Source organism: Marinobacter sp. ELB17 (assembly GCF_000169375.1).
Taxonomy (GTDB): domain Bacteria; phylum Pseudomonadota; class Gammaproteobacteria; order Pseudomonadales; family Oleiphilaceae; genus Marinobacter.
Genome location: NZ_AAXY01000002.1, coordinates 236,551 through 263,216, shown reverse-complemented (window position 1 = coordinate 263,216; position 26,666 = coordinate 236,551). Strand labels below are relative to the sequence as shown.

At 52.1% G+C, this 26,666-nt stretch carries 27 protein-coding genes; 10 read left to right on the top strand and 17 right to left on the bottom strand.

Annotated features, from left to right (window positions below):
* Positions 1 to 28: 28 nt before the first annotated feature.
* On the top strand, positions 29 to 2,863 hold the full coding sequence (locus MELB17_RS04005; protein ID WP_198136433.1) for a LuxR C-terminal-related transcriptional regulator: 2,835 nt from the start codon (positions 29 to 31) through the stop codon (positions 2,861 to 2,863).
* 209 nt (positions 2,864 to 3,072) lie between these two features.
* Here MELB17_RS04005 and MELB17_RS04000 read toward each other — a convergent pair whose 3' ends face one another.
* The 13 genes from MELB17_RS04000 to pilB form a co-directional block, all read right to left on the bottom strand.
* On the bottom strand, positions 3,073 to 3,552 hold the full coding sequence (locus MELB17_RS04000) for an RES family NAD+ phosphorylase (protein WP_007348857.1): 480 nt from the start codon (positions 3,550 to 3,552) through the stop codon (positions 3,073 to 3,075).
* On the bottom strand, positions 3,549 to 4,112 hold the full coding sequence (locus tag MELB17_RS23140) for an antitoxin Xre/MbcA/ParS toxin-binding domain-containing protein (RefSeq protein ID WP_007348856.1): 564 nt from the start codon (positions 4,110 to 4,112) through the stop codon (positions 3,549 to 3,551). The genes MELB17_RS04000 and MELB17_RS23140 overlap by 4 nt, the downstream gene beginning before the upstream one ends.
* Before the next feature lie 245 nt (positions 4,113 to 4,357).
* A complete protein-coding gene (locus MELB17_RS03990; protein WP_007348855.1) occupies positions 4,358 to 4,966 on the bottom strand; it encodes a DUF2931 family protein in 609 nt (202 codons plus the stop codon).
* The gene (locus MELB17_RS03985; protein ID WP_007348854.1) at positions 4,963 to 6,825 is read right to left on the bottom strand and encodes a phospholipase effector Tle1 domain-containing protein; all 1,863 of its coding nucleotides are present in this window, start codon (positions 6,823 to 6,825) and stop codon (positions 4,963 to 4,965) included. Before MELB17_RS03985 ends, MELB17_RS03990 begins: the two co-directional genes overlap by 4 nt.
* Before the next feature lie 87 nt (positions 6,826 to 6,912).
* A complete protein-coding gene (locus MELB17_RS03980) occupies positions 6,913 to 7,842 on the bottom strand; it encodes a glucosaminidase domain-containing protein (RefSeq protein ID WP_036183445.1) in 930 nt (309 codons plus the stop codon).
* Between the two features lie 138 nt (positions 7,843 to 7,980).
* Positions 7,981 to 8,541 carry a YfaZ family outer membrane protein gene (locus MELB17_RS03975; RefSeq protein ID WP_007348852.1) on the bottom strand — a complete coding sequence of 187 codons (561 nt, stop codon included), beginning with the start codon at positions 8,539 to 8,541 and terminating at the stop codon, positions 7,981 to 7,983.
* Between the two features lie 208 nt (positions 8,542 to 8,749).
* On the bottom strand, positions 8,750 to 8,947 hold the full coding sequence (yacG, locus tag MELB17_RS03970; protein WP_007348851.1) for a DNA gyrase inhibitor YacG: 198 nt from the start codon (positions 8,945 to 8,947) through the stop codon (positions 8,750 to 8,752).
* Positions 8,948 to 9,020: 73 nt separating this feature from the next.
* Entirely contained in the window at positions 9,021 to 9,824 is an 804-nt protein-coding gene (gene tsaA, locus MELB17_RS03965; protein WP_007348850.1) for a tRNA (N6-threonylcarbamoyladenosine(37)-N6)-methyltransferase TrmO, read from the bottom strand.
* A gap of 5 nt (positions 9,825 to 9,829) precedes the next feature.
* Complete coding sequence (locus MELB17_RS03960; RefSeq protein WP_007348849.1) at positions 9,830 to 10,966, bottom strand: hypothetical protein; 1,137 nt, start codon at positions 10,964 to 10,966, stop codon at positions 9,830 to 9,832.
* Positions 10,938 to 11,546 (bottom strand): dephospho-CoA kinase, encoded by a 609-nt coding sequence (gene coaE, locus MELB17_RS03955; protein WP_007348848.1) that lies wholly within the window; start codon positions 11,544 to 11,546, stop codon positions 10,938 to 10,940. Before coaE ends, MELB17_RS03960 begins: the two co-directional genes overlap by 29 nt.
* Before the next feature lie 29 nt (positions 11,547 to 11,575).
* Positions 11,576 to 12,451 (bottom strand): prepilin peptidase, encoded by an 876-nt coding sequence (locus MELB17_RS03950; RefSeq protein ID WP_007348847.1) that lies wholly within the window; start codon positions 12,449 to 12,451, stop codon positions 11,576 to 11,578.
* Positions 12,452 to 12,454: 3 nt separating this feature from the next.
* Positions 12,455 to 13,675: a type II secretion system F family protein gene (locus MELB17_RS03945; protein WP_007348846.1), complete on the bottom strand. Its 1,221-nt coding sequence runs from the start codon at positions 13,673 to 13,675 to the stop codon at positions 12,455 to 12,457.
* Between the two features lie 2 nt (positions 13,676 to 13,677).
* Positions 13,678 to 15,393 (bottom strand): type IV-A pilus assembly ATPase PilB, encoded by a 1,716-nt coding sequence (gene pilB / locus MELB17_RS03940; RefSeq protein WP_007348845.1) that lies wholly within the window; start codon positions 15,391 to 15,393, stop codon positions 13,678 to 13,680.
* A 305-nt stretch (positions 15,394 to 15,698) separates the two neighbouring features.
* Here pilB and MELB17_RS26060 point away from each other — a divergent pair, with 305 nt between their 5' ends.
* The 5 genes from MELB17_RS26060 (at position 15,699) to MELB17_RS03915 (ending at position 20,848) form a co-directional block, all read left to right on the top strand.
* Positions 15,699 to 16,157 carry a pilin gene (locus MELB17_RS26060; protein ID WP_007348844.1) on the top strand — a complete coding sequence of 153 codons (459 nt, stop codon included), beginning with the start codon at positions 15,699 to 15,701 and terminating at the stop codon, positions 16,155 to 16,157.
* Positions 16,158 to 16,663: 506 nt separating this feature from the next.
* Entirely contained in the window at positions 16,664 to 18,370 is a 1,707-nt protein-coding gene (locus MELB17_RS03930; RefSeq protein ID WP_007348843.1) for a PglL family O-oligosaccharyltransferase, read from the top strand.
* A 726-nt stretch (positions 18,371 to 19,096) separates the two neighbouring features.
* Positions 19,097 to 19,495 (top strand): hypothetical protein, encoded by a 399-nt coding sequence (locus MELB17_RS03925; RefSeq protein WP_007348842.1) that lies wholly within the window; start codon positions 19,097 to 19,099, stop codon positions 19,493 to 19,495.
* Positions 19,496 to 20,257: 762 nt separating this feature from the next.
* The gene (locus tag MELB17_RS03920) at positions 20,258 to 20,536 is read left to right on the top strand and encodes a type II toxin-antitoxin system RelE/ParE family toxin (RefSeq protein ID WP_007348841.1); all 279 of its coding nucleotides are present in this window, start codon (positions 20,258 to 20,260) and stop codon (positions 20,534 to 20,536) included.
* Between the two features lie 12 nt (positions 20,537 to 20,548).
* A complete protein-coding gene (locus MELB17_RS03915; protein WP_007348840.1) occupies positions 20,549 to 20,848 on the top strand; it encodes a HigA family addiction module antitoxin in 300 nt (99 codons plus the stop codon).
* 320 nt (positions 20,849 to 21,168) lie between these two features.
* Here the strand turns inward: MELB17_RS03915 and MELB17_RS03910 are convergent, their stop codons facing one another.
* Together MELB17_RS03910 and MELB17_RS03905 are read right to left on the bottom strand one after the other, a co-directional pair.
* Positions 21,169 to 21,477 carry a type II toxin-antitoxin system RelE/ParE family toxin gene (locus tag MELB17_RS03910; protein WP_007348839.1) on the bottom strand — a complete coding sequence of 103 codons (309 nt, stop codon included), beginning with the start codon at positions 21,475 to 21,477 and terminating at the stop codon, positions 21,169 to 21,171.
* 20 nt (positions 21,478 to 21,497) lie between these two features.
* Positions 21,498 to 21,950, bottom strand: a complete 453-nt coding sequence (locus MELB17_RS03905; RefSeq protein ID WP_007348838.1) for a hypothetical protein — start codon at positions 21,948 to 21,950, stop codon at positions 21,498 to 21,500.
* A gap of 915 nt (positions 21,951 to 22,865) precedes the next feature.
* Between MELB17_RS03905 and MELB17_RS03900 the strand changes: the two genes are divergently transcribed.
* The gene (locus MELB17_RS03900; RefSeq protein ID WP_036183525.1) at positions 22,866 to 23,132 is read left to right on the top strand and encodes a YlcI/YnfO family protein; all 267 of its coding nucleotides are present in this window, start codon (positions 22,866 to 22,868) and stop codon (positions 23,130 to 23,132) included.
* Positions 23,129 to 23,428: a type II toxin-antitoxin system RelE/ParE family toxin gene (locus MELB17_RS03895; protein WP_007348836.1), complete on the top strand. Its 300-nt coding sequence runs from the start codon at positions 23,129 to 23,131 to the stop codon at positions 23,426 to 23,428. Before MELB17_RS03900 ends, MELB17_RS03895 begins: the two co-directional genes overlap by 4 nt.
* 120 nt (positions 23,429 to 23,548) lie before the next feature.
* On the opposite strand, the gene MELB17_RS03890 is transcribed toward MELB17_RS03895, so the two are convergent.
* The gene (locus MELB17_RS03890) at positions 23,549 to 24,508 is read right to left on the bottom strand and encodes a transposase (RefSeq protein ID WP_007348835.1); all 960 of its coding nucleotides are present in this window, start codon (positions 24,506 to 24,508) and stop codon (positions 23,549 to 23,551) included.
* Between the two features lie 549 nt (positions 24,509 to 25,057).
* On the opposite strand from MELB17_RS03890, the gene MELB17_RS03880 reads away from it, so the two are divergent.
* The gene (locus tag MELB17_RS03880; RefSeq protein ID WP_007348833.1) at positions 25,058 to 25,387 is read left to right on the top strand and encodes a HigA family addiction module antitoxin; all 330 of its coding nucleotides are present in this window, start codon (positions 25,058 to 25,060) and stop codon (positions 25,385 to 25,387) included.
* A gap of 144 nt (positions 25,388 to 25,531) precedes the next feature.
* Complete coding sequence (locus MELB17_RS03875; protein ID WP_227498780.1) at positions 25,532 to 25,903, top strand: DUF2784 domain-containing protein; 372 nt, start codon at positions 25,532 to 25,534, stop codon at positions 25,901 to 25,903.
* Positions 25,904 to 26,022: 119 nt separating this feature from the next.
* Here the strand turns inward: MELB17_RS03875 and MELB17_RS03870 are convergent, their stop codons facing one another.
* A complete protein-coding gene (locus MELB17_RS03870; RefSeq protein WP_007348831.1) occupies positions 26,023 to 26,607 on the bottom strand; it encodes a histidine phosphatase family protein in 585 nt (194 codons plus the stop codon).
* Positions 26,608 to 26,666: the final 59 nt, after the last annotated feature.

The window sequence follows — 26,666 nt, the reverse complement described above, 5'->3', positions numbered from 1 at the left end:
AATCGCGGCAGCTAAGCCGTCGATTATAATGCCACTTTTGGAATTTGCCGGTCAGCGCAGGGCTTTTGTTCGCCACGCGCCGGTATCGACGGGGCAGCGCGTGAAACAAGTTGAACAGGGTAAAGCAGCAAACGACGAATTCCAGACCGCTAACAGCGCGCTTCAGCGTGGCGAGCGGGTACGTGAGCTCCTGATGCAGCGGGTAAAACTGCCATTTGATGAAAAACATCTGCAAGGTTTGCTGGTTCGGCCAGAGTTAAATCAGGTGTTGATGGGCAGTGTGGTGCCCGCCGGGCTGCTGAACATTTACGGCCCTTGTGGCTATGGCAAATCGGCCGCCGCTACGCAGGCGTTGTTGGCGTCTGATTTCTCCTCCGCTCATATCCGCTGGGTAACCCTGAGCGCCCAAGATAACGCCCCCGAGCGTTTTTTAATGCTGCTGGCGGTAGCGCTGAATCAGCCTGAACCCTCACACAGCGGTGCATTTGCCGACGGCTTGCAGTGGTTGCTGGCGGCCACAGAGCGGCCCGATTCGGCCAGCCTTCTGCCTCAAGTGCTGGTGCTAGACAATCTGGATGCAATCAGCAATCCGGCGGCCTTGGCATTGTTGCAACAACTGGTGGATAATCTGCCAGCTCAACTGCGCTTGCTTGGCATATCCCGCGGCCCGCTGGCTATCAGCACCCATTCGCTGGAGCTGCAAAACCGTTTTACCAGCCTTGGCCCGGATAAACTTGAATTCAGTCGCAGTGAAGTGTTTGAATTTTTCGCCAGCGAAGTGCAGCAACAGAAGTTGACCACCGTTTCGGTAGACAATCTCTACAGCCTCACCGAAGGCTGGCCAACGCCCCTGGCGCTGTACCGTGGTGAGTTGCGCAGTGGCCGCGAGCGCAAAGCCTTGCAAGACACCGCAAGCGTTCAGCGATTTCTGGCGGATGCCGTATTGGGCCATTACACAAACGCGCAGCAGTTTGCGCTGCGTGCACTGGCCGAACTTGATGTATTTTCTGACGATTTATTCGCATCGCTGGCAGATACCACGACTGAATTAGCCTTATCACCTTCACAAACAGCGCTCGCGCAGGCAACGCCTATACGAGTAACACTCTCTCAATTGGTGCCCTCACAGGCGGTCGAGCGCGGCTTGCCCGCAAAGCTCATGGCCGGGCGTGGCCGCTGGTACCGGCTGAATCCGCTGCTGCTGGACTGGTTGCAAACGCCGGCGTTGAACGGCAGTGCTCAGCGCATGTTACGGGTGAGTGAGTGGTTCGCCCAGCGCCGGCAGTACTCAGAAGGCTTGAAATACGCTCTTATGTCTGCAGACGTGGGACAGATCCGGCGCATGGCGGCGGAAGGCTCCGAGGCTCTTCTTCTGGGGCAAGACACCGCATCGTTGCTACGCCTGAGGCGTAGCCTGCCGGCAACCGCGCTGGCCGCCAATCCGCGGCTGCGGTTGGTTTTTGGTTGGGTACACGCCATTGGCGGGCAATGTCGCCAGGCAACAGATCTGGTTGAACATTTGGGCAAGGTGGAAACACACGACATTCCTCTTGGACGAATTCAGGCCTTACAGGCGTTTATTGCTCGCGGCCAAGGCCAGGTAGAACCGGCCCTGGTGCTGGCCGAAGCTGCCCTCGAAGATCCGGAGTTATCCGTTCAGGGCCAGCTGGTTACCCAACTGGTGCGATCCAGCGCCTTGTGTGCCCTCGGTCGTTTCGCCGATGCCCGGCAGGCCAGCCGCGAAGCCGCACGCCTGGCGCGACAGGCTGGCGATACCGGCTCCGAAGCCCTGGCGGTTTACGCCCATGCCCGCATCGAACTGAGTAAGGGCGAACTTCGCCATACCGAACACCTGCTGCGCAGCAGTCTGGACACGGCCATGCAAGAGTTGGCGCGGCCAGCGCGGGTAGGGGAAATCCGGCTACAGCTGAATCTCGCGCTGGTGTTATGGCACCAGGGTAGATATCAGGATGTAGACCGGGTTTTGGCCGTGTGCACTCGGCAGGCCGAACAAACCCGGGATCTGGGCCTGTTAATGGCTATGTGTTTGCGGGTACTTATCTGCCGCAGCCAGAGCCATTTTGACGAAGCCTTTGCCTGGATTGCCCGCGCCGAACGCACCATGCAGTCATGGCAGGTAGACGGTGAACTTTACGTGCCGGTATTGGAAGCATTAAAGGCATCGTGCTGGCTGGCCCAGCGCGAGACTGACAGGGCGGCCCAGGCGATGGCCAAAATATTGCCTTATCGCCAAGCTGGCTATTCACCGGAGCTCTTCCCCACTATGCCGGGGCTGATGGATTGCCTGCAAGTGCGCATTGCCATGGCCCGCGGGGAATATGGCGCGGCCAGAACCCGGCTGAATGGCCTGCGTGCTGGCTACCGCGATTCCGTTCCCATGGGCGTAGACATACACATGAGCCTGTTAGACGTCGCGCTGCTTGCCCGGGAAAAAAGTCCTGCCCAAGCCGTCAAACGCCTGGTCAGTATTGTTGAGTTGGCGGCCAAAGAGCATTTCATCAGCCCGTTTAACGAGCTCAAACAAGAACTTGAGCCACTGCTACGGCAAACGTTTGACCAGCTTCCAACCGGTGTTTTCACCGACGCCCTGGTAAAGCTGTTCGGCATCAAGGCAGCGACGAGTGCGACGAGGGTGATTGTGCCCCTTGCCGAGCCCATCAGTGAACGGGAAAAAGGCGTGTTGGAATGCATTGCCCGCGGCCTGTCGAATCAGGAAGTTGCAGACAAACTGCACATTTCACTGCACACCGTTAAAACCCACGCCCGCCGTATAAACGCCAAGCTTGGTGTGAAATCCCGCACCCAAGCCATTGTTCGAGCCCGCGAACTGGGCGTACTTTAAACCTCAGGCCCCGAATCAACGTATCCCGTGGCATGTTGACCGTCTTACCATTTCTCTGAACCGGAGCAGGTTGCTCCATACGCTCACGCAGGGCTTCCCGGTCGGGGATGTGAATCAGTCGCGCATAGGATCCAAATCTGTATTCCCATTACCCGGCGTGCGGGTGTTGCTGCTGAAAGTTGGAAAATTCAACAGGGGCGAAAGAAGTTTTAGTTTTCAGCGAAGATTCGATCATCAAAGCTGAAAGGCTCAATTGTGCCGACACGAACATGCTTGAAGTCCGGATGGGTTGGTCGAAGGATGACGTTACGCTCGCCGGGGATGACCGCGCTGGGTAACGATAGACCCAACGATTGGTCAGAGGCAATCCAGTCATCACCGATGGCCTGAAGAGCGTAGTTGAACGGCTCTTTCCAGTCAGGCGGCAAGACATTATCGTCCAAAGCCATTATCAAATCCTCAGGAACCTCAACCTTTAGGAACTGGTAGGGCTGAAGAATGGCGGTACTTGCGGCATGAACCAGGATTTCGAACGCGGCAAGGGAAAGGGTTTCAGAAAGATAGACAACCCGGTTCCCAGGACTGTTCCAGCGTCCACCATACATAACCGCGCCTTCTCCACTAAGCATCTCGGCAATGGTTTTTGCGTGATGTGGAGCACTCATGCGCCAGAGAGTAATAGAGCTCATGACGGTATGCCGTGCTCCATTCTGCCAATGAGAGTTTCAACCTCATTGTTGCCATATTCCGTTCGAGCATGTTCCAGAGGCGTCTCGCCCTTAAAAGCGTAGGCTGGGGATTTGAGCCACCGCAGCGCCTCCTCTTGGTCACCATGAAACATGTTGGTAGCAAGAGAGATCAATCGGGAATAGCGATAGACCTGGCCTGATTCTCTGCCGGTAAGTCGTTTCGCCTCACCTTTCATTCTACGATTAAAGGTAGCTTGTGAGATGTCCAGATATTTCAGCACTTTGTCTTTGGGAAGCTTGAGAACTTTTTTGATCCGATGAACACTTTCCAATGGGACGCCTTCGCTGATGATCTTGTAAAGATTCAAATGGCGCTTATCAACAGCTTCAGCGTCAATACCCATCACAACATCGATAAAAAAATGTTCCGGATTAGAAATCCAGCGAACAGTACCAGGCGCAACTTCTTCATTTGAAGGACGAAAAACTTTTGGATTCACTGATCTTCCACGCAGCTCACCCTGATTTGGTGTGCCGTGCATGTCATCACGAGCCGACATTTGATAGCCTCCAATTACTCATTTGATTTCATTGTAGGCCCGCGCATAAGCTATAGCCAGCGTAACCGTCTCAACAGGTGGCCCGACTGGTGAGCCACCACACCCTCAATCTACGGGGTGATCGCACGCTATCTGATTTGCATCGACCCGGGGGCATTTTTAAATCTTGAAACGGGCTGGCCCTCCGGCCTGTATTGGTATTGACACCCAGGCCTACCCCCAGCGCGCTTCTTCGTAAATGATCTTCACCAACGATCAAGCTGAAGACCGTTTTGTTTGAGGTAGTCACCCTCACGTTCCATATAGGACTCTAGGGCACCCTCGTATCTGGCATCATCGTCAAACGGCACCGCCTTATAACGCCCCACTTCGATGGCGGTTTCAGCTTTACTCATAATCCACATGACAACGGTCCCTCCTGGAGCGAGGCCCAGTACCAGGTTGTAGCGAGGAAGATTATACAACTTGCCAATCTTATGAACCGGTGCAAGTTGCTCCATTCGTTCACGCAACGCTTCCGGGTCAGGTATGTGGATCAGTCTGGCGTAAGACTGCTGTTCGGCAAGTGAAAACCAACTGATGTAAATGTAGTCGGGCATGGGTTCCAATTCGCCACCCCCTCTCCCTAGACCTTTCCAGCAACAACTGGTGATGCCAACCGGCCACCACCAAGCTCGCTCACCTGTCGCTTCAAACTGTAATGTCTTGACCCAGGCATCGTAATGTCGGGGCACACTGACCTTGAGTCGATATTTCACCTGTTTGTCCCATTCAGGCTTGCCCGCGAAAGAGCAACCACTTAACAGGAGGCTCGTGCAGATTACTGTTACAAGCACTACGAGTCTTCTGATCATTTGAGTCCGCCGTTTGGATGGATGTTCCGCATGCCACCGGGTGCGGGTTTGAATGGAAAAAGTGGTCCGGCGGTCTGATAATGGGCTGAGTGATGAATGTAGCGTTGGCGAAGCAGGGCTTCTTCTTTGGGCATCAATTGCAGTGGCCGACCTTCGTTGATGTGACGAGTGATCTGGGTGGCGATGGGTTGGAGTTCGTCAGATAACGAAAAACCAATATCTGTTGGTTTCACGGTATCCAGTGGCACACCCGCATCTTTCGCCAGCCGGTACATTTGCCGCAAGGCCACACGGGAATACTCGGCCTGTACTCGCCGGTCCAGCCAGAGTTGGAACTGCAATTCGACTTCGCCCTCTTTTAGCCGCCGCCGGTAGGCTTCTTCAACCGTTAACGTGGCTTCAGGGTTATTTGGCCCCAGCCAGCCTTGATCAATCATCTGCCTGCGCTCCATCAGTACCCTTGCGTACTCATAGCTTTCTCTGGGGTGGTGGCCGAGGAACTTACGGGGCTGGGTTACCTGGACGTGTTCGTGGAAATTTTCGGGGTAGCCACCGCCAATGTCGGAGTGGGCACCGGGCAGCACCCACTCGTTAAAATTTTCCGGCAGGCGGCCATCTGGTCCTCGCAGGCTGTTGAGGGAAAAGTTGTAACGCCATTCGTCCCGGGCGGTCAGGTGCACAGCCCGCTGGACTGCATCGGCGGCCATATTCACGCGCACCTCACCATTGTTGGCATTGTGAGCTGAAAAATCGCCATTTCGCAGGTCTACAACTGCGGTGACGGTATCAAACAGCCCTAGAAAACGAATAGTGACGGCTTTCGGCCAGGCAATACCCTCCCCCTGAAACGCTTGGCCCAATGCACCGCTGGCCCCATCTTGCACCTCGTTCACAAAATGCCGGGCAGTGGCCGCTCCCCGGCTGAAGCCGAAGACATCCAGAATCAGCTCATCCATTTGAGCTGTTAGCATATTGGAAAGCTCAGTCGACAGGCGTTCCACTGCTAACTCAATCTTGGCCAAGATCCCCCGCTCCCCCATACCGGTTCCCATGGCCCAGGCATCGTCCTCTTTACCGGATTTGGTGCCAACGCCCGAGACGTATACGGGAATACGGTGATTCTCTACGGTGACCGTGTCGGTGGACAAGGGTTGATAGAGCGTGTGGAGCTTCGACACATTGGTCTCAGCATTAAGGTAGCTCCCTTCCATCAATTGCGAGATTTCAGCGCTGCAGGCTTCCTCACTGATGGCTCCCGCTGCCTGAGCGGTCAGGCATTCATCTACTTTTCGCTCAAAGGCACCGGTGTTACCGATGCTGTTGCCGGTGCCGTCAAAGAACACGCCGGCTTCAACGGTCACTTTGGGGCGGAGGTCAGACCGGCCTTCTGAATAGCGCTTCGAAGCTTCGATTTCTTCCGGGGTCGCGCCTTCCAGGCCTTCGTCTACCAGTGCGCCTTTGGCTTTGGCCCACTCAACAAAGCCGAAAGGGTCTTTGTTCAGCGCCTGTTCAGCCTCCGGGGTCAGTTGGCCCTGGCTGTTCAAGGCGCCAGCCTTGGCGAAATCCACCACTGGTGCCGTGAAGGTGGCGACGCCTAATAGGACACGAGGTTTGCCGGTGATGATCTGGCCACCGTGGGAGGTAGGGCTGCCCATGTGGGCCATAGGGCGACCGTCCAGTAGGGCCAGCGGGTAGCCCTGAACGATCACGGCACCGCAGCCGCAGGTATCACCCACCCGGGCGATGGCTACACCATCCACGCTCGCAGTCGCGCCGTTCGCAATAATGGGGCTGCTGCCGTGGCCGTGCAGGGGGCAAACGTGGGTGTCGCCAACGCAGGCGACCATGAGGTTGCTCATGAGATATTCCTTCCTTGGGTGATAACCGGTTTTACTCCGAAAACTGGCTTGCTTTAAGTCAACAATGCTTCTGGTTACCGGCCGCTTTTAGCGCGGCATCAGCTCGTTAATATTGCGGGCGCTGGCCAGTTGTTGCAAGTGAGCCGGGTTGCGATTTTGCAAAATCTCGGCAAACGCCTGATCGTACACGGCCAGATTGTTATGGCGGATCATTGCCGTTATTTCGCCGATGTACTCTTCCCCGCGCTCGGAGTAAAGCTCCAACCCCGCGGCCAGCCCCTTGCCAGACAGCGGTTCCTGTTGTTTGCGATCGGTCAGGCGAATATCCCGCAATGTTTGATAAGCAGGGTGGCGGTTCAAGTTCTGGATATAGGCCCGTACCGAACGATAGGGAGAAGAGAACTTTGCCACCTCGTGGCTGGCGCCCGATACCCGGCTAAGCGGAACCAGGCCGCAGCCAGCGGTGAAACACCATTGGCCGAAAAGATTGTTCCCTTCCACCGCAAAACGCGACGTGCCCCAAGCGGACTCGTTAGCCGCCTGGGCCATAATCAGCGACGGCGGTATTACGTCCAGGCGCTTTTTCAGCTTGGCAATCTGGGCTTTGCCCGCCGGCGCAGGGTCTACCCGCAGGCGCTTGGCTTCGTCTTTCAGCCATTGCTTTTCTTTGCCGGTAAACTCGGACTTTGCCGCCAGAGCGTCCAGGTACTCACGTTCCAACAAAATGCGGCTGTTGGCCAGCACAATGCGGGGGAACAGAAATTCAAAAAAAGCGGCTTTTTTTCCGTCAGTATCGGCGTAGCCAGAAAAATCTGGCAAAGGTGCATTGGCCCAGCTGGGCAATGCCGGTAACGAGGCAAACTGAAACTCCTCGCCGGGATAGTAACGGCTGCTAAATGCGTTCGGCGACGGTTTATAAAATGCTCCAAACAAAGCACCGGCAAGTAGCAATAGAATGAACGCCAAAGCATGACGCTTCTTGGCAGCGGAGGAAGGTGCGCCTGTGTTAACTGACATATCACCTCTGGGCTTTAATAATAACCTGATGGTTATTGTGATTAAGCGATCAAAATAACAGCAGCGCAGCCAATATACAAAAATCCCCGGGCCGCAGTACGCGGGCCGGGGATTTTTTCAGGTTCGGTAACAAATTGATCAGAAGTACAATTTCATACCGGCCATAAGGCCTTCATCCAGGTTCAGATCGCCGCGGCCATCCAAATCTGTGTTGAGGTAGCGGTAACCGGCAAACAACTCTGCGTTACGAATCACACGGTAACTAACGCGGGCCTCAAGGCTGGTCATGTCATCGGAATCGCCAAACGCCAGAATGCTGGGCGCATAGTGCAGGCCGCCAGTGACAGACAAACCCGGTACATCGGGAATATTCACCGTTGCATAGCCACCCAGCGCCAAAGCGCCGCCGTCAACCCGGTCGTCGTCCCAACCGATCAGGCGCATGCCAAGGCCTGCGGTGGTAGGCAGATTGCCAAGGGCTGTGCGGCCTTGGGCGTGAAAATCCACGTTGCCGATGTGGCGGCTGCCTTCGTGGTAGGTATAACCGGCGCCCAACTGCATGTCGTCGCGACTGTCAAAGAAGTTCATCTGTGCCTTTGCGGATTCTGTGGTCAAGCTCAGGTCAACGTCGCTGGCCAGCGCAGGTGCTGCGCCCATAGCAAGTGACAGGGCCATCAGGGAAATACGAGAGGCTTTCATAATGCTACCTTTTTGGTGATGAAAGAGTGATGAGCGGGTCATGAACGAAAGTGTAAGCTGCCGGCAATGGCGGAAGGCTCTTAAGGCGATGATAAAGCGCACGACGGTAACCCACAACTTAAAAGCCCGTAACCGCTGGGTATGAACGGTTTGCACAATCCACACTGTTTTTTTGCATATGGTTTGAAAACGGCTACAAACAGTGCGCTCAGTGCTGGGTGTCGTCTTCCAACTGGTCCAGTTGATCCAGGTCTTCCGAGCTTACATTCTGTGCCGGTACCCGGTATTCCTCATTGGCCCAGGCGCCCAGGTCAATCAACTTGCAGCGGTGCGAACAGAATGGGCGCTCCGGATTGGCATCGGTCCATTCCACGGCTTTACGGCAGGTGGGGCATTCAACGTTCATGGCAACCTATCTAATCATTGGTGAGAGAAATCTATCTAATCATTTATGAAATAAGAAACTGAACTAAAGCAGTTTAACAAACCGTCAGCACTTCCACACGGCTGCCTGCTTCGTCGGTTACAAATCGAAAGCGCACATTGACATCGTACAGATGCGCGCCGTAAATCCGCTCCTCTTCGCGGCCGCGGCGAAACGACGGCCGCGGATCGTAACTCACCACATCCTCAATCAGAGCGGCAAAATCTGGATATTTTTGTAAAGAATTCTCTGGCGAATTATCTGACGAATTACCTGAAGAGCCCTCTGAAGATTGCCCTGCACAAAGCTCATCTAGCTGCTGCTGTGCCTCGGGCAAAAACACCACGGGCAAACGCTCTACCGGCGCCTCTTCGGCCCAACCCAAGTGCGCACCGCTTACCGCATCTGCAAAAGGTAGATACGGTTTGATGTCCAGAATCGGCGTGCCTTCAATCAAATCGTGATCAGTGATTTGTAACACCAGCTTGCCTTGCTTGCGCACCAGCCCGCGATTACGCACTACCGACAGCCCCAGGCTGTTGGGGCGAAACGGCGACCGGCTGGCAAACACGCCAATCTTGCGGTTGCCTCCCAAACGGGGTGGCCGCACCACAGGCCGCCACTCGGCTCGCACCGCCTGATGAAACTGAAACGTAAGCCATAAATGACTGGCGCTCTCTAAACCGCGAAAAGCGTCCTCGCGGTCAAACGGCGGTTGAATCAATAAGTCAGCGTGGGCATGGCGGGTTAAGCCCGGCTGCCGCGGCACGCCGAACTTGTCGGCAAAGCAGGAGCGAGTGATAGCAATCGGAGTAAGAGTCAGTGCTTCAGTGGCATCTTTCGCGTTATGGCGAGGCATAAGTGTTAGTTGCGCCGAACAATGTTGCCAGAAAAATACATCTCCAGCCGCAAAACCAGCGAGCTATCGTCTTTAAACGAATTATCTCGCGCAAACTGCAGCGCAGGAATAACCTCTCCGAACAACCAATCGCTGTACATACGATAGCGCCAGGTAACGTCGGCAAAGGCTTCCGTGGTGCGCCAACCGGGCTGGCTTTCACCCAGCACACCAATACGGGGCGTAAGCACCGCACGGTTATTCATCCGTTTGCTCACACTGAACACTTGGGCCGCCACAAACTCCCTGTCACTGTGCACCCACTCGAGCTCGGATGAGTTTATAAACTCCCAGCCCTTACCTAAATCGTGCCGAGCCTCAAACCAGCTGCGCGAACCCCAGCCGTTTTGATGGTAATAATAAAAACGCTGTTGAGCCAGCAAGCCCCAGTCTCCAGGTGGCCGCCAGCTCTTGCGCACTGTGGCGCGCCAGAAAGCATCGGGGGGCAAGTGCAGGCGCGCGCCAAAATCATTGGAGAAATTAATCGAGTCACCCAATTGGCCCAAAAACCGGAGGGCCCCCGTGGCGCTGGTTGAAGAGCGCTCGGGTTCCGTAAGCTGACGGTCGCGCTGCCGCTCTGCCAGCGGAATCAGCTCTTCGCTTTCGCTTTCAATGACCAGCCTCAGCTTTTTGCGGGCAGTGGGTATATCCACCCGAAAGCGCGCCTCTGGTTCAAAATCCAACACTGTGCCGGCACGGGTTTCGGTGGCGAAGCTCAGGCGCAAATAACTTTCGTTCAGCGGCAGGCTGTGACGTTCGCCTGACAGGGTTCTGTCTGCCCACTGCCCCAGCTGTCCCACACGCTCTCCCTGAGTGCGCTCCTGCAACAGCACCCAGTTGCTGAAGTTCAGCCAATAAGAGTCTTCCGGCTCGGCCCAGTAGTCCTCTGGGGCGAAGTCGTAAAAGTTGCTGGGTAACGCCTGCGGGGCAAGGTGCTGGGGAATAGATCGCTGGTGGAATTGTATTGAAGGTTCCAGCGCATAGGCTGAGGGCACTGTAAGCACTGTAAGCACTGTAAGCACTGTAAGCACTGCAGAAATAGTAAAGAAACCGGCGCCAAACACTTGGCGCCGGTTAATGGCCAAATTCCACCAGCAGCGCATTGTGGGCGTCTCGCACCTGTTGGCGTACGTTGTCTTTGGTGCCGCCGTTATCAATTATCAGGTCGGCCTTGTCAAGCCGCTGCTGGCGCGGAATCTGTGCGGCAATAATGCGTTCAACCTGGTCTCGGGGGTTGTTGTCCCGCGCCATGGTGCGCTGTATTTGCACGCTCTCTGGGCTGTCTATAACAATCACCCGCTCGGTAATGGTGTGCTGAATCGTTTCAAATAACAGCGGCGACACCAGCAATACATAAGGCAAGTCGTAATCGTCGGGCTTTAACTGGCGTTCCAGTTCCGTGTGGATAATGGGGTGTATCAATTCTTCCAGCCACCTGCGCTCGTCGGCGTCGTCAAACACCAGCTTGCGCAAGGCTGCGCGATTCAGCGCCCCACCAGACATCAAAATGTCGTGACCAAAGTGCTCGGCAATCAGCTCCAGCGCTCGGGTGCCGGGTTCTACCACCTGGCGGGCGATATCATCTGCATCTACCCAATGCACGCCAAAGGCGCCAAAGAGGCTGGCAACCATCGATTTTCCTGATCCAATACCACCGGTCAGCCCCACAATTTTGGGTGCCATACGCGCGCCTACTCCTTTTGTAACCAAGCCTATACACCAAGAAAACGGAACCACACACCCACAATTTCATCACCAAACCACAAGCACATCAAGCCAGCCGTGGCCAAATAAGGCCCAAATGGAATGGGTACCTCTCTGCCCTGCTGTTTGAACACCATTAAGGCTATACCAACGGCTGCGCCTACAACAGAGGATAACAGAATAACCGCCGGCAATAACGTCCAACCCAGCCAGGCGCCCAGCGCTGCCAACAGCTTGAAATCGCCGTAGCCCATGCCTTCCTTACCGGTAACCAGCTTGAACAGCCAGTAAACCGACCAGAGTGCCAGGTAACCGACTATGGCGCCCCAGAATGCTTCGTCAAAAGGCACCAGCTGGCCAAAGTAATTCACCATCAGCCCTAACCAAAGTAGGGGCAGGGTAATGGAGTCTGGCAGCAGTTGAGTATCAAAATCAATCATTGTCAGCGCTACCAACGCCCACACCAGCAATAACGCCCAAAGCGCCGCAGGCGTTGGGCCCAGCATGTACACGGTAAATACCGAAAGCACCGCTGTCGCTAACTCAATAATCGGGTAGCGCGCTGAAATCGGTTCGCTGCAATTGGCGCATTTGCCTTTCAGCACTAGGTAGCTGATGACCGGTACATTCTGCCAGGCGCGAATACCGTAGCCGCAGTGGGGGCAGGTAGAAGCCGGCTTTGACAGACTCAGAACCTTCGCCGGTTCCCGCTTGGCCTCTGGCACTTCCAACAGATCTTCACACTGGCAGCGCCACTCCTGCTGCATCATCGCCGGCAGGCGAAAAATAACCACGTTCAGAAAACTGCCAATGCACAAAGACACAAAGGCAACCGTGCTGTACAGCAACCAGGGTGTGTCCAGAAGAATGCTTAAATCGACCATGAATTACCCAACAACCTGGCCCATTTTGAAGATCGGCAGGTACATGGCGATAATCAAACCACCCACCAGCACGCCCAGCACCGACATAATCATCGGCTCCATCAGCGCAGTCAGGTTGTCTACCATGTCATCCACTACGGCCTCGTAGTGCTCGGCTACTTTTTCCAGCATTTCGTCTAAGTTACCGGATTCCTCGCCAATCGCCGTCAGCTGAACCGCCATCACCGGAAACACGTCCTGCGCCCGCATAGAGGCCTGAAGCTGGGTACCGCTGGAAACATCACTACGAATGCGCATGATGGCATCGCGATAAACCGCGTTGCCGGTAGCGCCCGCAACGGATTCAAGGGCGTCCACAAGGGGAACACCGGCTGCGAAAGTTGTTGATAACACCCGGCCAAACTTCGCGACGGCGGATTTGTCCAGAATTTCTCCGATAACCGGCACTTTCAGCACATATTTGTCGACAGCGTCTGAAAACTTCTGTGACCGTCGTTTTGACTCTTTGAATAAAACGATGGTGCCGATAATGCCGAGTAGCACTACAAACCACCAGGTCTGCATCCATTCTGATAGGCGCACCACCATCTGAGTGAACACCGGCAGCTCCGCACCAAACCCGTTGAAAAGCGATTCAAATTGCGGTACTACTTTTACCAGCAAAATGGCCGTTACCACGATCGCAACCACCACAACGGCGATCGGATAAGTCATTGCCTTTTTGACTTTTTTCTTCAAAATTTCTGTTTTTTCCATATAGGTAGCGATACGGTCGAGCATCTTCTCGAGCGCACCGGCTTTTTCGCCGGAATCCACCAAGTTGCAGTACAGGTCGTCAAATTGACGGGGGTGTTTACGCAACGATCCGGCGAAACTGTTGCCAGAGGCAATGTCGTTCCGAACCGACATCACTAGGTCCTGCAAGCCTCTGTTTTCCAAGCCATCAGCCACAATGTCAAAGCTTTGCACAAGGGGCACACCGGCTTTCATCATGGTGGCCAGCTGGCGTGTGAGCATGGCAACGTCAAAGGGCGTAATTTTTTTGCTGCCGCCGAACAAGGGCTTGGATTTCTTTTTTACCTTGTCTGGAACTATGCCCTGCTTGCGCAACTGGGCCTTGGCCAAAGCCAGGCTAGCGCCAGACAGTTCACCCTTGGCTTTGTTGCCCCGGCGATCTTTGCCTTCCCATACGTAGGATTCGAGTTTCTTCGCTTTTTGAGCCATGCTTAATCCTTGGTCACGCGGTTGGCTTCTTCAAGGCTGGTTACACCCTCAATCACTTTTAACAGAGCGGATTGGCGCAGGGTTCGAAAGCCTTCAGCCTGAGCTGCTTTTGCAATCTTGATAGAACTGGCCTCTTCCATAATCATGTTGGCCAGCTGCTCGGTCACTTTAACCACCTCGTAAATGCCGACGCGGCCTTTATACCCATTAGTGCATTTATCACAGCCCTTCGGGTGGTACAACGTGAACCCTGTTTCAATTTGTTCAGTTGAGAACCCTTCGGCTATAAGTACGTCTTTTGGGATGTTTCCAACCTGTTTGCAGCTGCAAAGCCGGCGGCCCAGGCGCTGGGCAATAATCAGGCTAACAGATGTGGCAATGTTAAACGCAGGCACGCCCATGTTCATCATACGGGTTAACGTTTCGGCTGCGCTGTTGGTGTGCAGGGTGGATAATACAAGGTGACCGGTCTGCGCCGCTTTGATGGCAATATTGGCGGTTTCCAGGTCTCGAATCTCGCCCACCATGATGACGTCCGGGTCTTGCCGCAAAAACGCCCGTAGCGCTTCGGCGAAGCCAAGCCCCACTTTGTTGTTCACGTTTACCTGATTCACGCCTTCCAGGTTAATCTCTGCTGGGTCCTCCGCTGTGGAAATATTGCGCTCGTCGGTGTTCAGAATGTTCAGGCCGGTATACAGCGATACGGTTTTACCGGAACCGGTGGGGCCCGTGACCAAAATCATGCCTTGTGGCTGCGCCAGCGCGTCCATGTACAGCTTCTTCTGGTCTTCCTCGTACCCAAGGGCGTCAATACCCAGCTTTGCCTGGCTGGGGTCCAGAATACGCAGTACAATTTTCTCGCCCCACAACGTGGGTAGGGTGTTCACCCGAAAGTCGATGGACTTGGTTTTGGATAGCCTCATCTTTATGCGGCCGTCTTGCGGCAGGCGTCGCTCGGAAATATCCAGCTGAGCCATGATTTTTATTCGCGCGGATATTTTCGGTGCCAGCTTTATAGAGGGTCGCGACATTTCTTTCAGAATGCCGTCAGTGCGAAAGCGTACGCGGTAGGTTTTCTCGTAAGGTTCAAAGTGAACGTCTGACGAGCCTCCGCGAATCGCATCCAGCAGCATTTTATTGACATATTTTACGATGGGCGCATCGTCTATTTCTGCAACAACGACGGCGCTGTCGTCCTCGCTTCCATCTGCGCCTTCTGTATCGATACCTTCAAGGTCTGAATCGGCCAAGTCGCCCATGGAGCTTTCACTGGACGCCAGATACTTTTCGATAGCGGCGCGAAGCTTGGAATCGTCCACCAGAATCGCATCAGTGCTTAAGCCGGTGTTGAACTTGATCTCGTCCAGGGCCTGAACGTTGGTGGGGTCGCTCACCGCAATAAACAGCCGGTTGCCACGCTTATACAGAGGCAGTGCGTTGTGCTTGCGCAGCAGTTTTTCGTCCACCAGATTGTCTGGCATGGCCTCTGGCAAAAACGCATCCAGGTCCAGCACCGAAATACCAAACTCCATGGCCGCCGAAAACGCCAACGCCGAGCTGTTTGCCAACTTGTGCTGGGTCAGGTAGGTAATCAGCGGAATACGGTTCTGAGAAGCCTGAAAAAAGGCGTCTTTGGCCGTGGATTCATCCAGCAGGCCGTCGCTCACAAAGCGCCGTGCCAGACCCGTTAAGGTGATGTTGCTTGTGTTTATTGTCATAGATTAGGGCGCTGCAGCCTGGCGGTTGAGGTGCGAGTAATGACGAGGCTTGAGTTTAGATGGGTAGGGGCGGTTTGGAAAGGCTGGGATGGGTTGGGGTGTGCGGGTTGTAAGTGACAAAAATTGTCAGGTTTTGACGTGGGGTGGTGGTTCTTTTGTTTTTTGGTGAATTCGGGCTGTTTTACGAAAGGCGGTAGTACCTTGAATTACTGTGATATTTGTAAAAATTAGACAACTGGCACGGGGGCTGCAGCACGTTGGGCAGGGTGAAAAGATTTTCTAACGATGATGATAGAGGTGTTTTTATGAGAAATATGCAAATGAAACATGGTCAGCAGGGTTTTACGCTGATCGAACTTATGATTGTTGTGGCTATTATTGGTATTTTGGCGGCGATTGCGATTCCGGCTTATCAGGATTATACGGTGCGGGCTAAAGTATCGGAGATGATCTTAGTAGCTTCTTCTGCGCGGACTAATGTATCAGAGGCAGCTGCAGTGACTGGCAGCATTAGCGATGTCACGATCGAGGATCAGAGCTCAACATATGTCGGTAGCTTAATATACACCGGTGTGTCTGATGTTCTAGGTGTGGTGACAGTTACAGCAACGAACGCTGTAGGCGGTGACGTTATTGCGGCAGATACGATCGTTCTGAGGGGAGAGAATGTTGGCGGGAAGGTTGTTTGGACGTGTGGAGGTACTATTGATGCCAAGTATCGCCCTGCTAGTTGTCAAGCGTTTGATGATAACGGCCAAACTTAATCTGAACAATCGGATCGCTACAGTCGCATATATGTATTGAAAAAAAAGCCTGAAAATCATATTTTCAGGCTTTTTTTTGAGTACTGAGTCTATCTGTTTCTCTATTAAGTATGAAAAAGTACATCAATTTGCCATGCAAAATTGTGTAGCCGTTAATTTAGTTTAAAGAAAATTATAGAGCGGGCACAGCTTAGCCTGACTCGGAGGACGAAACGGTTTGATTTTGGACATGCACTGCGGACTGCATTTCGATGCCGTTGTCGACAGTTCAAGAGAGTTTTACTTAAGAGCCTTCCTGGTTCAAACCATCATGACTAGAGTTTAGTCATATGCAGTTATTGTTTTGCCCCTTTTGACTTACCTGCTAAAAGTTTAAGAGAATTCAGCCTTTGAGATTTCCATGTCTCGTAAATGGCGACTTAAAATCGCAGGTGATTTTTATTTTCGACTTTAGGCCTTTTGATCGTAGGCGCGGTTAAATAAGATTTTTTGGCAGAGGGTTTTTCATGGTTTTAAATTTATTTTTTTTTATGACATTTTTTATCGCATTTTTATTGCCCAATCATTATTACCCTTGGGGTTCTTTTTATTTAGAATTTGCTGCCTTCATCGCTCTCTTTTCAGCGCTTCTGAAGGTCGCAAGTAGGTCTGGTTCTGTTGTTGTTCCTCGAATTTCCATTATGTTTTTTTTCGTTTCTTTACTACCTATTTTGCAAGTGGCAACAGGAAAAATTGACTTTTTTGGTGATGCAGTTACCGTATTTTTTTATTTGAGTAGTTTTGTATTATGTTTAATAGTTTCAAATTTCATTGTAGGTGAAGAGATAAATTCAAAAACAGTTGATTCAGTCGCGCTATCTTTTTTGGTAATAGGTATCATTTCGGTATGGTTGGCGCTTATTCAATCATTACAATTATTTTCTTCGCCTCTTATTCACAACCTCCCGTTGCATGCTCGTCCATATGCCAACCTAGGACAGCCGAATAATTATTCAACGCTTATTTGGTTGGCTGTTTTTTCGCTTTACTATTTGTATGAAAAAAAATGTATTGGACGCGCTGGTGGTCTGATATGTGGTTTTTTCCTTGTTGGTGGAGCCGCGTTAGCGCAGTCCCGCACATCATATGTTTTGTTATTTGTTTTGCTCTTCGTTGCCTTAGGGCATTGCGCTATTTTTAGAAGTTGGAAGGCTGGTCGGCTGCGTTTTGTAGCTTTGGCCGGCTTGGCGTATTTTATTTCTGGTTGGGCGTGGCCTCATATTAATAATTTTCTTTTTTTCGACGGTGTTAAATCCACAAGATTGCACCTGACTGATATACGAATTGATATGTGGAGTTCCTTCTGGACTGCAATTCTTGAAAAACCATGGTTTGGCTATGGTTTTGGGCAAGTGTCGCACGCTCAAGTTGCAGTGGCCGAGAGTTATCCCGCCGTTGGTATGACTCAATATACCCACAACTTATTTCTGGATTTATTAGTTTGGGCTGGGATCCCACTAGGGCTTTTAATATTTTGCTTAATTAGTTTGTTTTGGATAAAAATTTTTTTGGTTTCTGACAGTAAAAAAGGGTTCTATAGCATATCGGCTTTTTCTTCTATATTGGTTCACTCTTTACTGGAATACCCACACGCGTACAGTTATTTTTTGCTAATTGCTGGTTTTTTTATCGGTTTATCTTTATTTGATGTTATTAATCCAGATCGTATATCGAATTTGTTGCGCCCGCTAATCAATAGGTTCTTGAAAACTTGGGGTCATTTAGAAAAAAGTGTTAATGTTCCTCAGTGGGTTCTAGGTATGTGTATCTTAATCTACGGCTCCTTTTTAACCCTTGCATGGATAGATTACCGGGTTCTGGAAGAAGATCATAGATTGCTAAGGTTCGAAGCAGCGTCTATTGGCACCTTAAGAGCAGATAAAAAAGCGCCGGATGTGTTTTTGTTTGATCAACTTCGAGCCTTTACTTGGGTTGCGCGAACACACGAGTTTGTGAACCTAGAAGAGGGCGAAGCTGAGCTAATTGAAAATATCGCCCTCCGTTATCCTTTGCCTATGCCAATTTACAAGCTGGCGCAACTCAGAGTGCAGCAAGGTCGAATTGAAGACGCCTATCGCGAGTTGCTTTTAATAAAGCATCTGCATGGTGACGAAATATATGAAACATCACGAGCAAATTTAGCTAATTGGATGGACAAAAAAGCCGAACAATAATCATGCATCTTGATCATCAATCTGATCATGAACAGGCACAACGAATATCTCAATTGATCAGATGCTTACCAAAAAGGCCCGCGGATTCGTCCCCGGGCCTTTTTGCTGTTCTGCACATAAGGGTGCGTTATGGTGAGCCGGTGCAACGGCCTGGATTTGTAGCGATCAGTGATCTTTCTTTATCCGTATTGCTAAATATGATCATCATGGACAGGCACAACGTGATCATCATGGACAGGCACAACGAATATCCCCATTGATGACGGTCCGATCATGGACACAGGTAGTGATCATGGACAGGCACAACGAATATCCTGATTGATCAATCATGACCATTGAATCGGATCACGGAATCGGATCACGGACAGGCACCCAATGAGTGATCATGAGTGATCATGGACAGGCACTGTTAATTCTCTGTCTAATCAGTTGCTTGTGCGATCTGATCATGGACAGGCACAACGAATACCCTGGCATAAAGTGAACATGGACAGGCACTGTCAATTCGTGGCATAAAGTGAACATGGACAGGCACTGTCAATTCGTAGTCTAATCAGTTGCTTGCAGGGTAAGCGGATTGTTTATGGATAGGCATAATGAGAAAGCAATGCAAAAAGCTTGGAGAAAATATATCATGGACAGGCACAACGAATATACGGGTGTCATCATGGACAGGCACTGTTCATTTGTAGTGTAATCAGTTGCTTGCAGGGTAAGCGGTTTTTTATGGATAAGCATAATGAGAAAACGATGCAAAAAGCTTGGAGTATGGCTCTCTGTCTATTGATTGTTGCGTTTTTTTTGCTTGTTCTGTTTGCTGATTTTATGCCCATGCCGGTTGGCAGTTATGCAGCTCAGCGGCTTTTTCTTGTGGGCTTTTTGGGGCTAGTGGGTGTCTTCGCGTCAGCTTTTTTGATCTACCGTGATGGCCTTCAGTGTTCAGTAGAAGTATTGCCGGCAGCAGTGTTATCGGTCGGATTCGTTTTGTTGTCATTGCCATTTGGCAAGGCTCCGTTTGTTTGGGTGGAGCCGGGCATGTATGCGGTGTTTTTTCTGGGATTTGTGCTGGCTGGGCGGTTGCCTCGGCTACAGATCATGGACAGGCACAACGAATATCCTGATTGATCAGATGCTTAGCAAGTCTGATCATCAAGTCTGATCATGGACAGGCACAACGAATGGACTGATCATGGACAGGCACAACAAATATCCCGATTGATCAAATGGTTACAAAGAAGGCCCGCGGATTCGTCCCCGGGCCTTCTTGCTGTTCAGGGCAACGGATCATGGACCGGAACCTGATCATGGACAGGCACCACAAATATTTCGATTGATCAAAGGGGCTGATCAAAGACAGGCACAACAAATACCTATATTAATCAGCTTCTTAAAAAGAAGGCCCGCGGATTTGTCCCCGGGCCTTCTGGTTCTCATCATGGACAGGCACAACGAATATCTTGATCCAGATTGATCATGGACAGGCACAACGAATATCCTGATTGATCAGATGTTTACCAGAAAGGCCCGTGGATTCGTCCCCGGGCCTTTTCAAAATATCTCACCAATAACTGATCAGGGGTGTCATCATGGACAGGCACTGTTCATTTGTAGTGTAATCAGTTGCTTGCAGGGTAAGCGGATCACGAAAAATTTGATCATGGACAGGCACCACAAATATCCTGATTGATCAGATGCTTACAAAGAAGGCCCGCGGATCCGTCCCCGGGCCTTCTTGCTGTGCTGCGCGTAAGAGGGCGTTATGGTAAGCCACTGCGGACAAGTAATCATGGACAGGCACCGCTAAGGACCCTTGAGGTAACGTTCAGTCCAAACGCAGGCATTATTTGACGCTTGACGTTTAACGATAAGCGTCATACGCTATTTTGCATGATTAAAAGTTTCCGATGTAAAGATTCACAGGCTCTGTATGAAACAGGAAAAACACGGCGGTTTTCTGCAATCAAAGCAGCGGCTGAGCGCAAGCTCATCATGCTTGAGTCTTCAGAGGTGCTGAATGATCTGAAGTCGCCACCTGGTAACCGTCTGGAGCCGCTGGAGGGAGACCGCAAAGGCCAACACAGCATCCGCATAAACAAGCAGTGGCGCGTGTGTTTTCGATGGACGGAGGATGGGCCTGAGGATGTTGAAATTACCGATTATCACTGAGGAGAATGCACTATGATTCGCAATGGTATGCGCCCCATTCATCCGGGAGAGATTCTTCGGGAGGAGTATTTAAACCCGCTGGGAATGAGCGTTAATGCGCTTTCCAAGGCGCTACATGTTCCGGCAACCCGGATGAATGAAATTGTCCGGGAAAACCGGGGAGTCACCGCGGATACGGCGCTCCGGCTTGCTCGGTACTTCGGCACCAGTGACCGCTTTTGGCTGAATCTGCAAACGGAGTATGAGCTTCGCCGGGCTCAGATTAGCAAAGCGGAACAAGTGACCCGAGAGATTCAGCCGCACGCAGCATGAGGTTCGGTTTGGGTTGGTCGTGGAAGTGATCATGGACAGGCAGACCTCAGGATCGACGGTATACTCGGCTGCGTATTCCAGACCAAGGTTGCCAATGATTCCAGACGAAGCCTGCCACCCATTTCACGTGAAAGCTGCCACTGATTCCACGGCAAAGCTGCCACCATTGAGGCCGGACAGATTGAGACGACTACAACGGCAGGGCAAGGCAGGGGCAAAACGCAAGACCTGACCCCGGCACTTCGCTTTGACCCCGGCACTTCGCTCTAAATTCATCATCAGCCACCCCTGAAAAACCGGTGTTAGCGCACCGGGGGTAATCACGGCGTTTGCCTCGCCGCGTGCTTCACTCTCAAAATTTCGATAGTGCGTGCCTCGTCCAGCACGCGATAAAAAATAATGTAATTTCGATGCGCAACTAGCTCACGCAGGAAGGTCGTTAGACCGGGCCTGCCAGTGCGGCCAAGTTTTGGATGCTGCGCAAGCGGCAACACCTTGGCACGCAGTTCTTGGCCGAATTCCTCGGCCTTGATCGGGTTGTCCTGGGCGATGTAGTCAACGATGTTGTCTAAGTCGGCTTCGGCTATCGGTCGCCAGACAATTTGGTAAGGGGTCTTTGGTTTCGTCATGAGTCAGTTGGCCTGCTGATTCATGCTAGCTTCGCACCTGCTGCCTTGTGGCGTGCAATGCGGGCGTCCATCCGGGTCATAACTTCATTGTGCGGAACGCTCGGCCGTGGGTCGTCGATGGCTTCCTGAATTTCCGCAGCCAACCACTGGTTATAGGCGGCGGCTTCGTGGGCTTGGCGCATTGCTTGGGCGCGGTTATCCCGGTTCTGCGTGACTTCTTTTTGGTCGGGGTCCCAGTTAGTCGCGTCGATCTGTGCAACAGCAATACCGATGCCGCGCAATACAGTCAGCGCCGAATTAGCACTACCGAAGCGGCGCGGCTCGGTGCTCCGGGCCTTCACCAAAAAAGCGTCTTGTCCGCTGCGGGTGGCAATCTCCATGAAAAAGCCACTGCCCTCGCCTTTCAAAGTGACGCCTACAACGCCGCCGGCGCTGGCTGTGGCGCGTAGCTGCTCTAGTGTCATGCTTTGCATGATTCGATCCTTTATAAGCTAAGCGTGTACTCAAGCATTTATTGTGTATGACCTATGGAATTTATGAAAGCGTTTTATGATCAGTTAACGGTCGTTTTGTGGGCTTTTTATGGATCTTCAACGGGCCGCGCTAAAGGCGACCGGTTGTGAAAAGGTCTAAATGGACTCGGCCAGCGGTGCGAAGGCTGAACGGCCGGGCCTGGCTGAAGTCTTGGCAACCGTCCACACAGGCGGAACTACTCCTGAAACAAATCCGCATGCGTTCCGGTTCGGGCTAACTGCAATTCCTTGTCGGTCACTCGGTGCCTGATCATCTGCCTGATCATGGACAGGCATGACAAACACGCAGGATCGGGACAGGCACCGCTAAGAACCCTCGGGTGCTTTGGTGGCTAAGAACCTGCGGCATCGTTCCAGGCCTTTCGCAGCGCCTTCGGTGATAATTACTCGTGGCACTCTGGCGCTACCTTTTCATCATCGTTGCCCCAAGTATTCAACCAGGCGCGAGCTTCTTGGCCGGTCAGGAGTGATCATGGACAGGCACAACGAATACCCTTAAACAAAAATCATTATTTATCAGATGCTTAAAAATAAAGCCCGCGGATTCGTCCCCGGGCCTTCTTGCTGTTCTGTGCTTAAGGGTGCGTTACGGTAAGCAGCTGTAAAGGCCTGAATTTGTAGCGATCAGTGATCTTTCTTTATCCGTATTGCCGGCTCGGCGCACAACCTGACCTTGTTATGCGCCTAATTCCCGCTGTGCACGGGCCTGAACCTAGGACCGGGCCTGAACCTAGGACAGGCACCGCGACCATGCAGGACAGGCACCGCGACCATGCAGCAATCTCCGACCTGTTGTTGGCTGTGCGGCTCGAAAAGGTGTATTTTGTATTGCATATGCAATGCGAGGTGTTTGTTATGAAATCAGCCACAATTCCACCACTGCGTGTTACACCTGAATTACGGCAAGCCGCTGAAAGTGTGCTTCAAGATGGTGAGAGCCTTAGCAGTTTTGTTGAAAAATCGCTGGTAAAGCAGGTCGAATTTCGCAAGAACCAAGCGGCATTCATCGCAAGGGGTTTGGCCGCGCGTGAAAGCGCTAAAGAATCGGGTAAGTACGTGAGTAAGGAAGACTCTCTGGAGGCCTTGGACGCTATTCTGGATAAATATCGCGGCACTAAATGAGCTATCAACTGCGTGTATCGGAAGCTGCGCAGGAAGACCTAGAGCGGTTGTTTGAGTTTTTGGCGGCGAATGACCTGAAAGCTGCGATACGTGCTCGCGCAGCGATAGAAAAGGCTTATGAATTTGCCGAGTTAATGCCGTTTGCATGTCGTAAAGCCGACGACTCGAATCCATTTCTTCGTGAGCTTGTTATTGCCTTTGGGGCGGCAGGATACGTTGCGCTGTTTGAGATTGAGGACGCAGACTACGTCACCATTTTGGCTATACGCCATCAGCGCGAAGATGACTTTTATTGATTCTCGCTCTTTCAGCCTTACTACAGGAGGTGAGTAATGGACAGGCACAGCGCAATATAAAGATCCGGAATGGGCGGTTAACACGTCTACGGACCACTGAGCAGTTGATCATGGCTAGGTTCAAGCCGCTCTTCGCCGATGACAGCGATAATCGTTGTAGGTTGTTTCGAACTGCGTAGCTCGCTCGCACCATCGGTCTGGGTCGAGGTTGAGGCGCTTTAAAATCGGCAGCATGTTCTCTTCAATAGCGCCGCGCTTGTCTTCGCGTGCGATGCGCCCGGTGCAATCAACCAGCGTAAGGTAATCCTCGAACCCGAATAGAATGCCGCGTTGGAAGCCTTTACGGATAACGCCCTCGAAACCCAGAAGGGGTTTTAACGGGACTGTAAAGTTGTTCAAAGCGTGCTGGGCTGTCTGACTTTGTATCGCCTCTGCCAGGTCGAACTGCGGCGCTATGCGCTCTTTTATACTGGTGTGTTCGGAAGTTTCCGGCGTTGGCGCAATTGCGGCTCGAACCGGATTCAGGTCAACGTAGGCCATGCAGGAAAGCACGGCTTCTTCGGTATCCAAAGCCTGTGACTTGAACCGACTTTCCCAGAAATGCCCTGTACAGTTGTCCTCTTTATTGGCTCGCCGCGCTACAGGCTCATTCAAACACTTCATGAACCAGCTCAAATTAGCGAGTCTTTCACGGAAGGTGTCGGCGTATTGAACAACCCGGCGTATTTCTGCGGGAATCAGCTCGTCTCCGCGCTGATAACGCTGTACCAGGGGCGGACCTTTGTGCAGGCAGCACCAGCGCTCCAGAACGTCATCGTTATTCCAGTGCACCACTTCGTCCGGATTGATTTTTACCACCACGTGATAGTGGTTGGACATGACCGCATAAGCGGCCACATCTATTGCAAATACGGACGCTAGCAGCCGAATACGCTCTTCAATCCACAGGCGTCGATGCTCATAGCTTTGACCTGTCGAGCGGTCTTCCCCGCATAAAAAGGTTCGCCGTACGCAGCGGGAAATAACGTGGTAGAAGGGCGTATCGGATACGCTGACTTGCTGTGCTCGTGGTTTTGGCATAATTGACTTCCTGTCATTTTGGTTTCTACCGTTGGCATGCTTGTACGATACTGTATAAAGAACTGTATATCTAGTTTTGACCATGGACAGGCACAGCTCAATGCATTCAGCCTTGCTACAGGAAGTTTTGACCATGGACAGGCACAGCTCAATGCAGCTCAGGATCTAAGAAGTGATCATGGACTAAGAAGTGATCATGGACTAAGAAGTGATCATGGACTAAGAAGTGATCATGGACAGGCACAGCTCAGGATGGGCACAGCTCAGGATCTGGCCGTTAGCTTGACGCACAATGATGTTGTGCATAAGATGATTAAAAAGCGAACAGGGAATGTATGGCTGTTGAATTCAGAGACACAGGGCTCGAGGCCTTCTATGAGGAGGATCTGGGCCATAAGAAATACCCGGCACTGTAAGGGGGCGCTAGTTTTGATCAGTGCTCTGTTCGAGTGAACAAACAAATTGGCTCATTTTTCGCTGGGTGGATGGTATCGCTCAGGATACTTATCTGGATCCCCATGTTTACAAGGGCTAGTGGAGGTAGAGGCTATGAAGAATACAAAACGTCGTCCGGTAACGGTTGGTCAAATGCTGGCGATCGAATTTTTGGAGGCGATGCATATTGAGATTAGCGAGCTGGCAGCAGCCATGGGCGTTCACAGAAACACACTGAGTCGACTTGTGCATGATAAAGGAACGCTGACTGCGCCCATGGCAATCAAACTGGCTGCTGCGCTTGGTAACACTCCAGAGTTCTGGCTGAACATTCAGCATGCTGTGGAGCTTTGGGATGTTCGCCACAATGCTTATGAACAGGAATCCGAAAATGTTCGCTTGGTAAAGCCGCATTTGGGCCGGAGTGAAATAATAGTAGGTTAGATCTCAGCATAAATCCGACCATGACATCCCGGGGACAGATTTTAAATCTGTCCCCTAACGGCCCATGAACAGTCACTCAGGCGCCAAACCGGCGCGTTAGGAGGCTTTATCGACTTCAGTACGCTGTATTCTTTTGCCGCTGACGTGATACTTGTCACGCATGTATTGTTCGTGGCTTTTGTCGTTTTCGGGCTGATACTGGTTTATGCGGGCTTTTTTCTGAAGTGGCAGTGGGTGAGAAATGTGTGGTTCCGTAGTGTGCACTTGGTTGCAATCGGCGTTGTCGTTTTGCAGTCTTGGTTCGGCTTCATTTGCCCGCTTACAACCTGGGAAATGAGTCTGCGAGCGCGGGCAGGTCAAATTGTTTACGATGGTTCTTTCATCGCACATTGGTTGCACCAGCTTTTATATTTTCAAGCGCCGCCGTGGGTCTTTGTTGCCTGCTACACCGCTTTTGGTGGGCTGGTGTTGCTCAGTTGGTTTCTGGTTCGGCCAAACCTTGCCTCTCGGAATTAATATTCGTAGACAGGCACTCTTCATATAGACAGGCACTCTTCATAGGAACTCTTCACAGAGGGGCTATAGAAATCGACTTGGTCATAGACGTTTTGCCGGAAAGTGCTTGATTCGAAAGGTCAAGTCGAAGGCGATACGCGTGCCAATACCCTGGGATTTTCTGACAGCGGCAGCGAAATGATGACCCCCTCGTTTGACGACGGGTATACGCCCGTGAGGGCGGTAATATTCACTTGGTGCGACACCATAATCACTGGCTTGCCCGGCGGCATCTCGTTCACTTGTTTAATGGTCTGCTGGGTTTGCAGCCTCCTATCACCGCGGCCCTGAAAGAACGAATTTAAAGACGACCACTCGGTTACGGGGCCGATGGCCATCCCGCTTGCCGTATCCAGGCACCGGCACCATTGGCTGCTGAACACCCGGGCTTCATTTATACCCTGAGCTGCCAGAAAAGGCTTCCACGCCTGCGCCTGCCTGCGGCCCTCTGCGCTCAGATTGCGTTGGGTGCTGCAGTCCTTCAGTTGGAAAGACTCCGGATCGCCAAAGCCAGGAGCCAACGCATGGCGGAGCACCAATAGCGCCTTGCCTTCTTTCAATGCCTGCCAGGCAACATTTTCGTCGAAAGTAGCGTCAGCCGCCGCCGGCCCGGACGTCAGCGCCAACACCGTTGTGATAAGCAGGCAGCGCATAAGTAGCGTCATGAGGTCTTTCCTTCGTACAGAAATTATAGCTTGGACAGGCACCGCTCAGGATCATTACT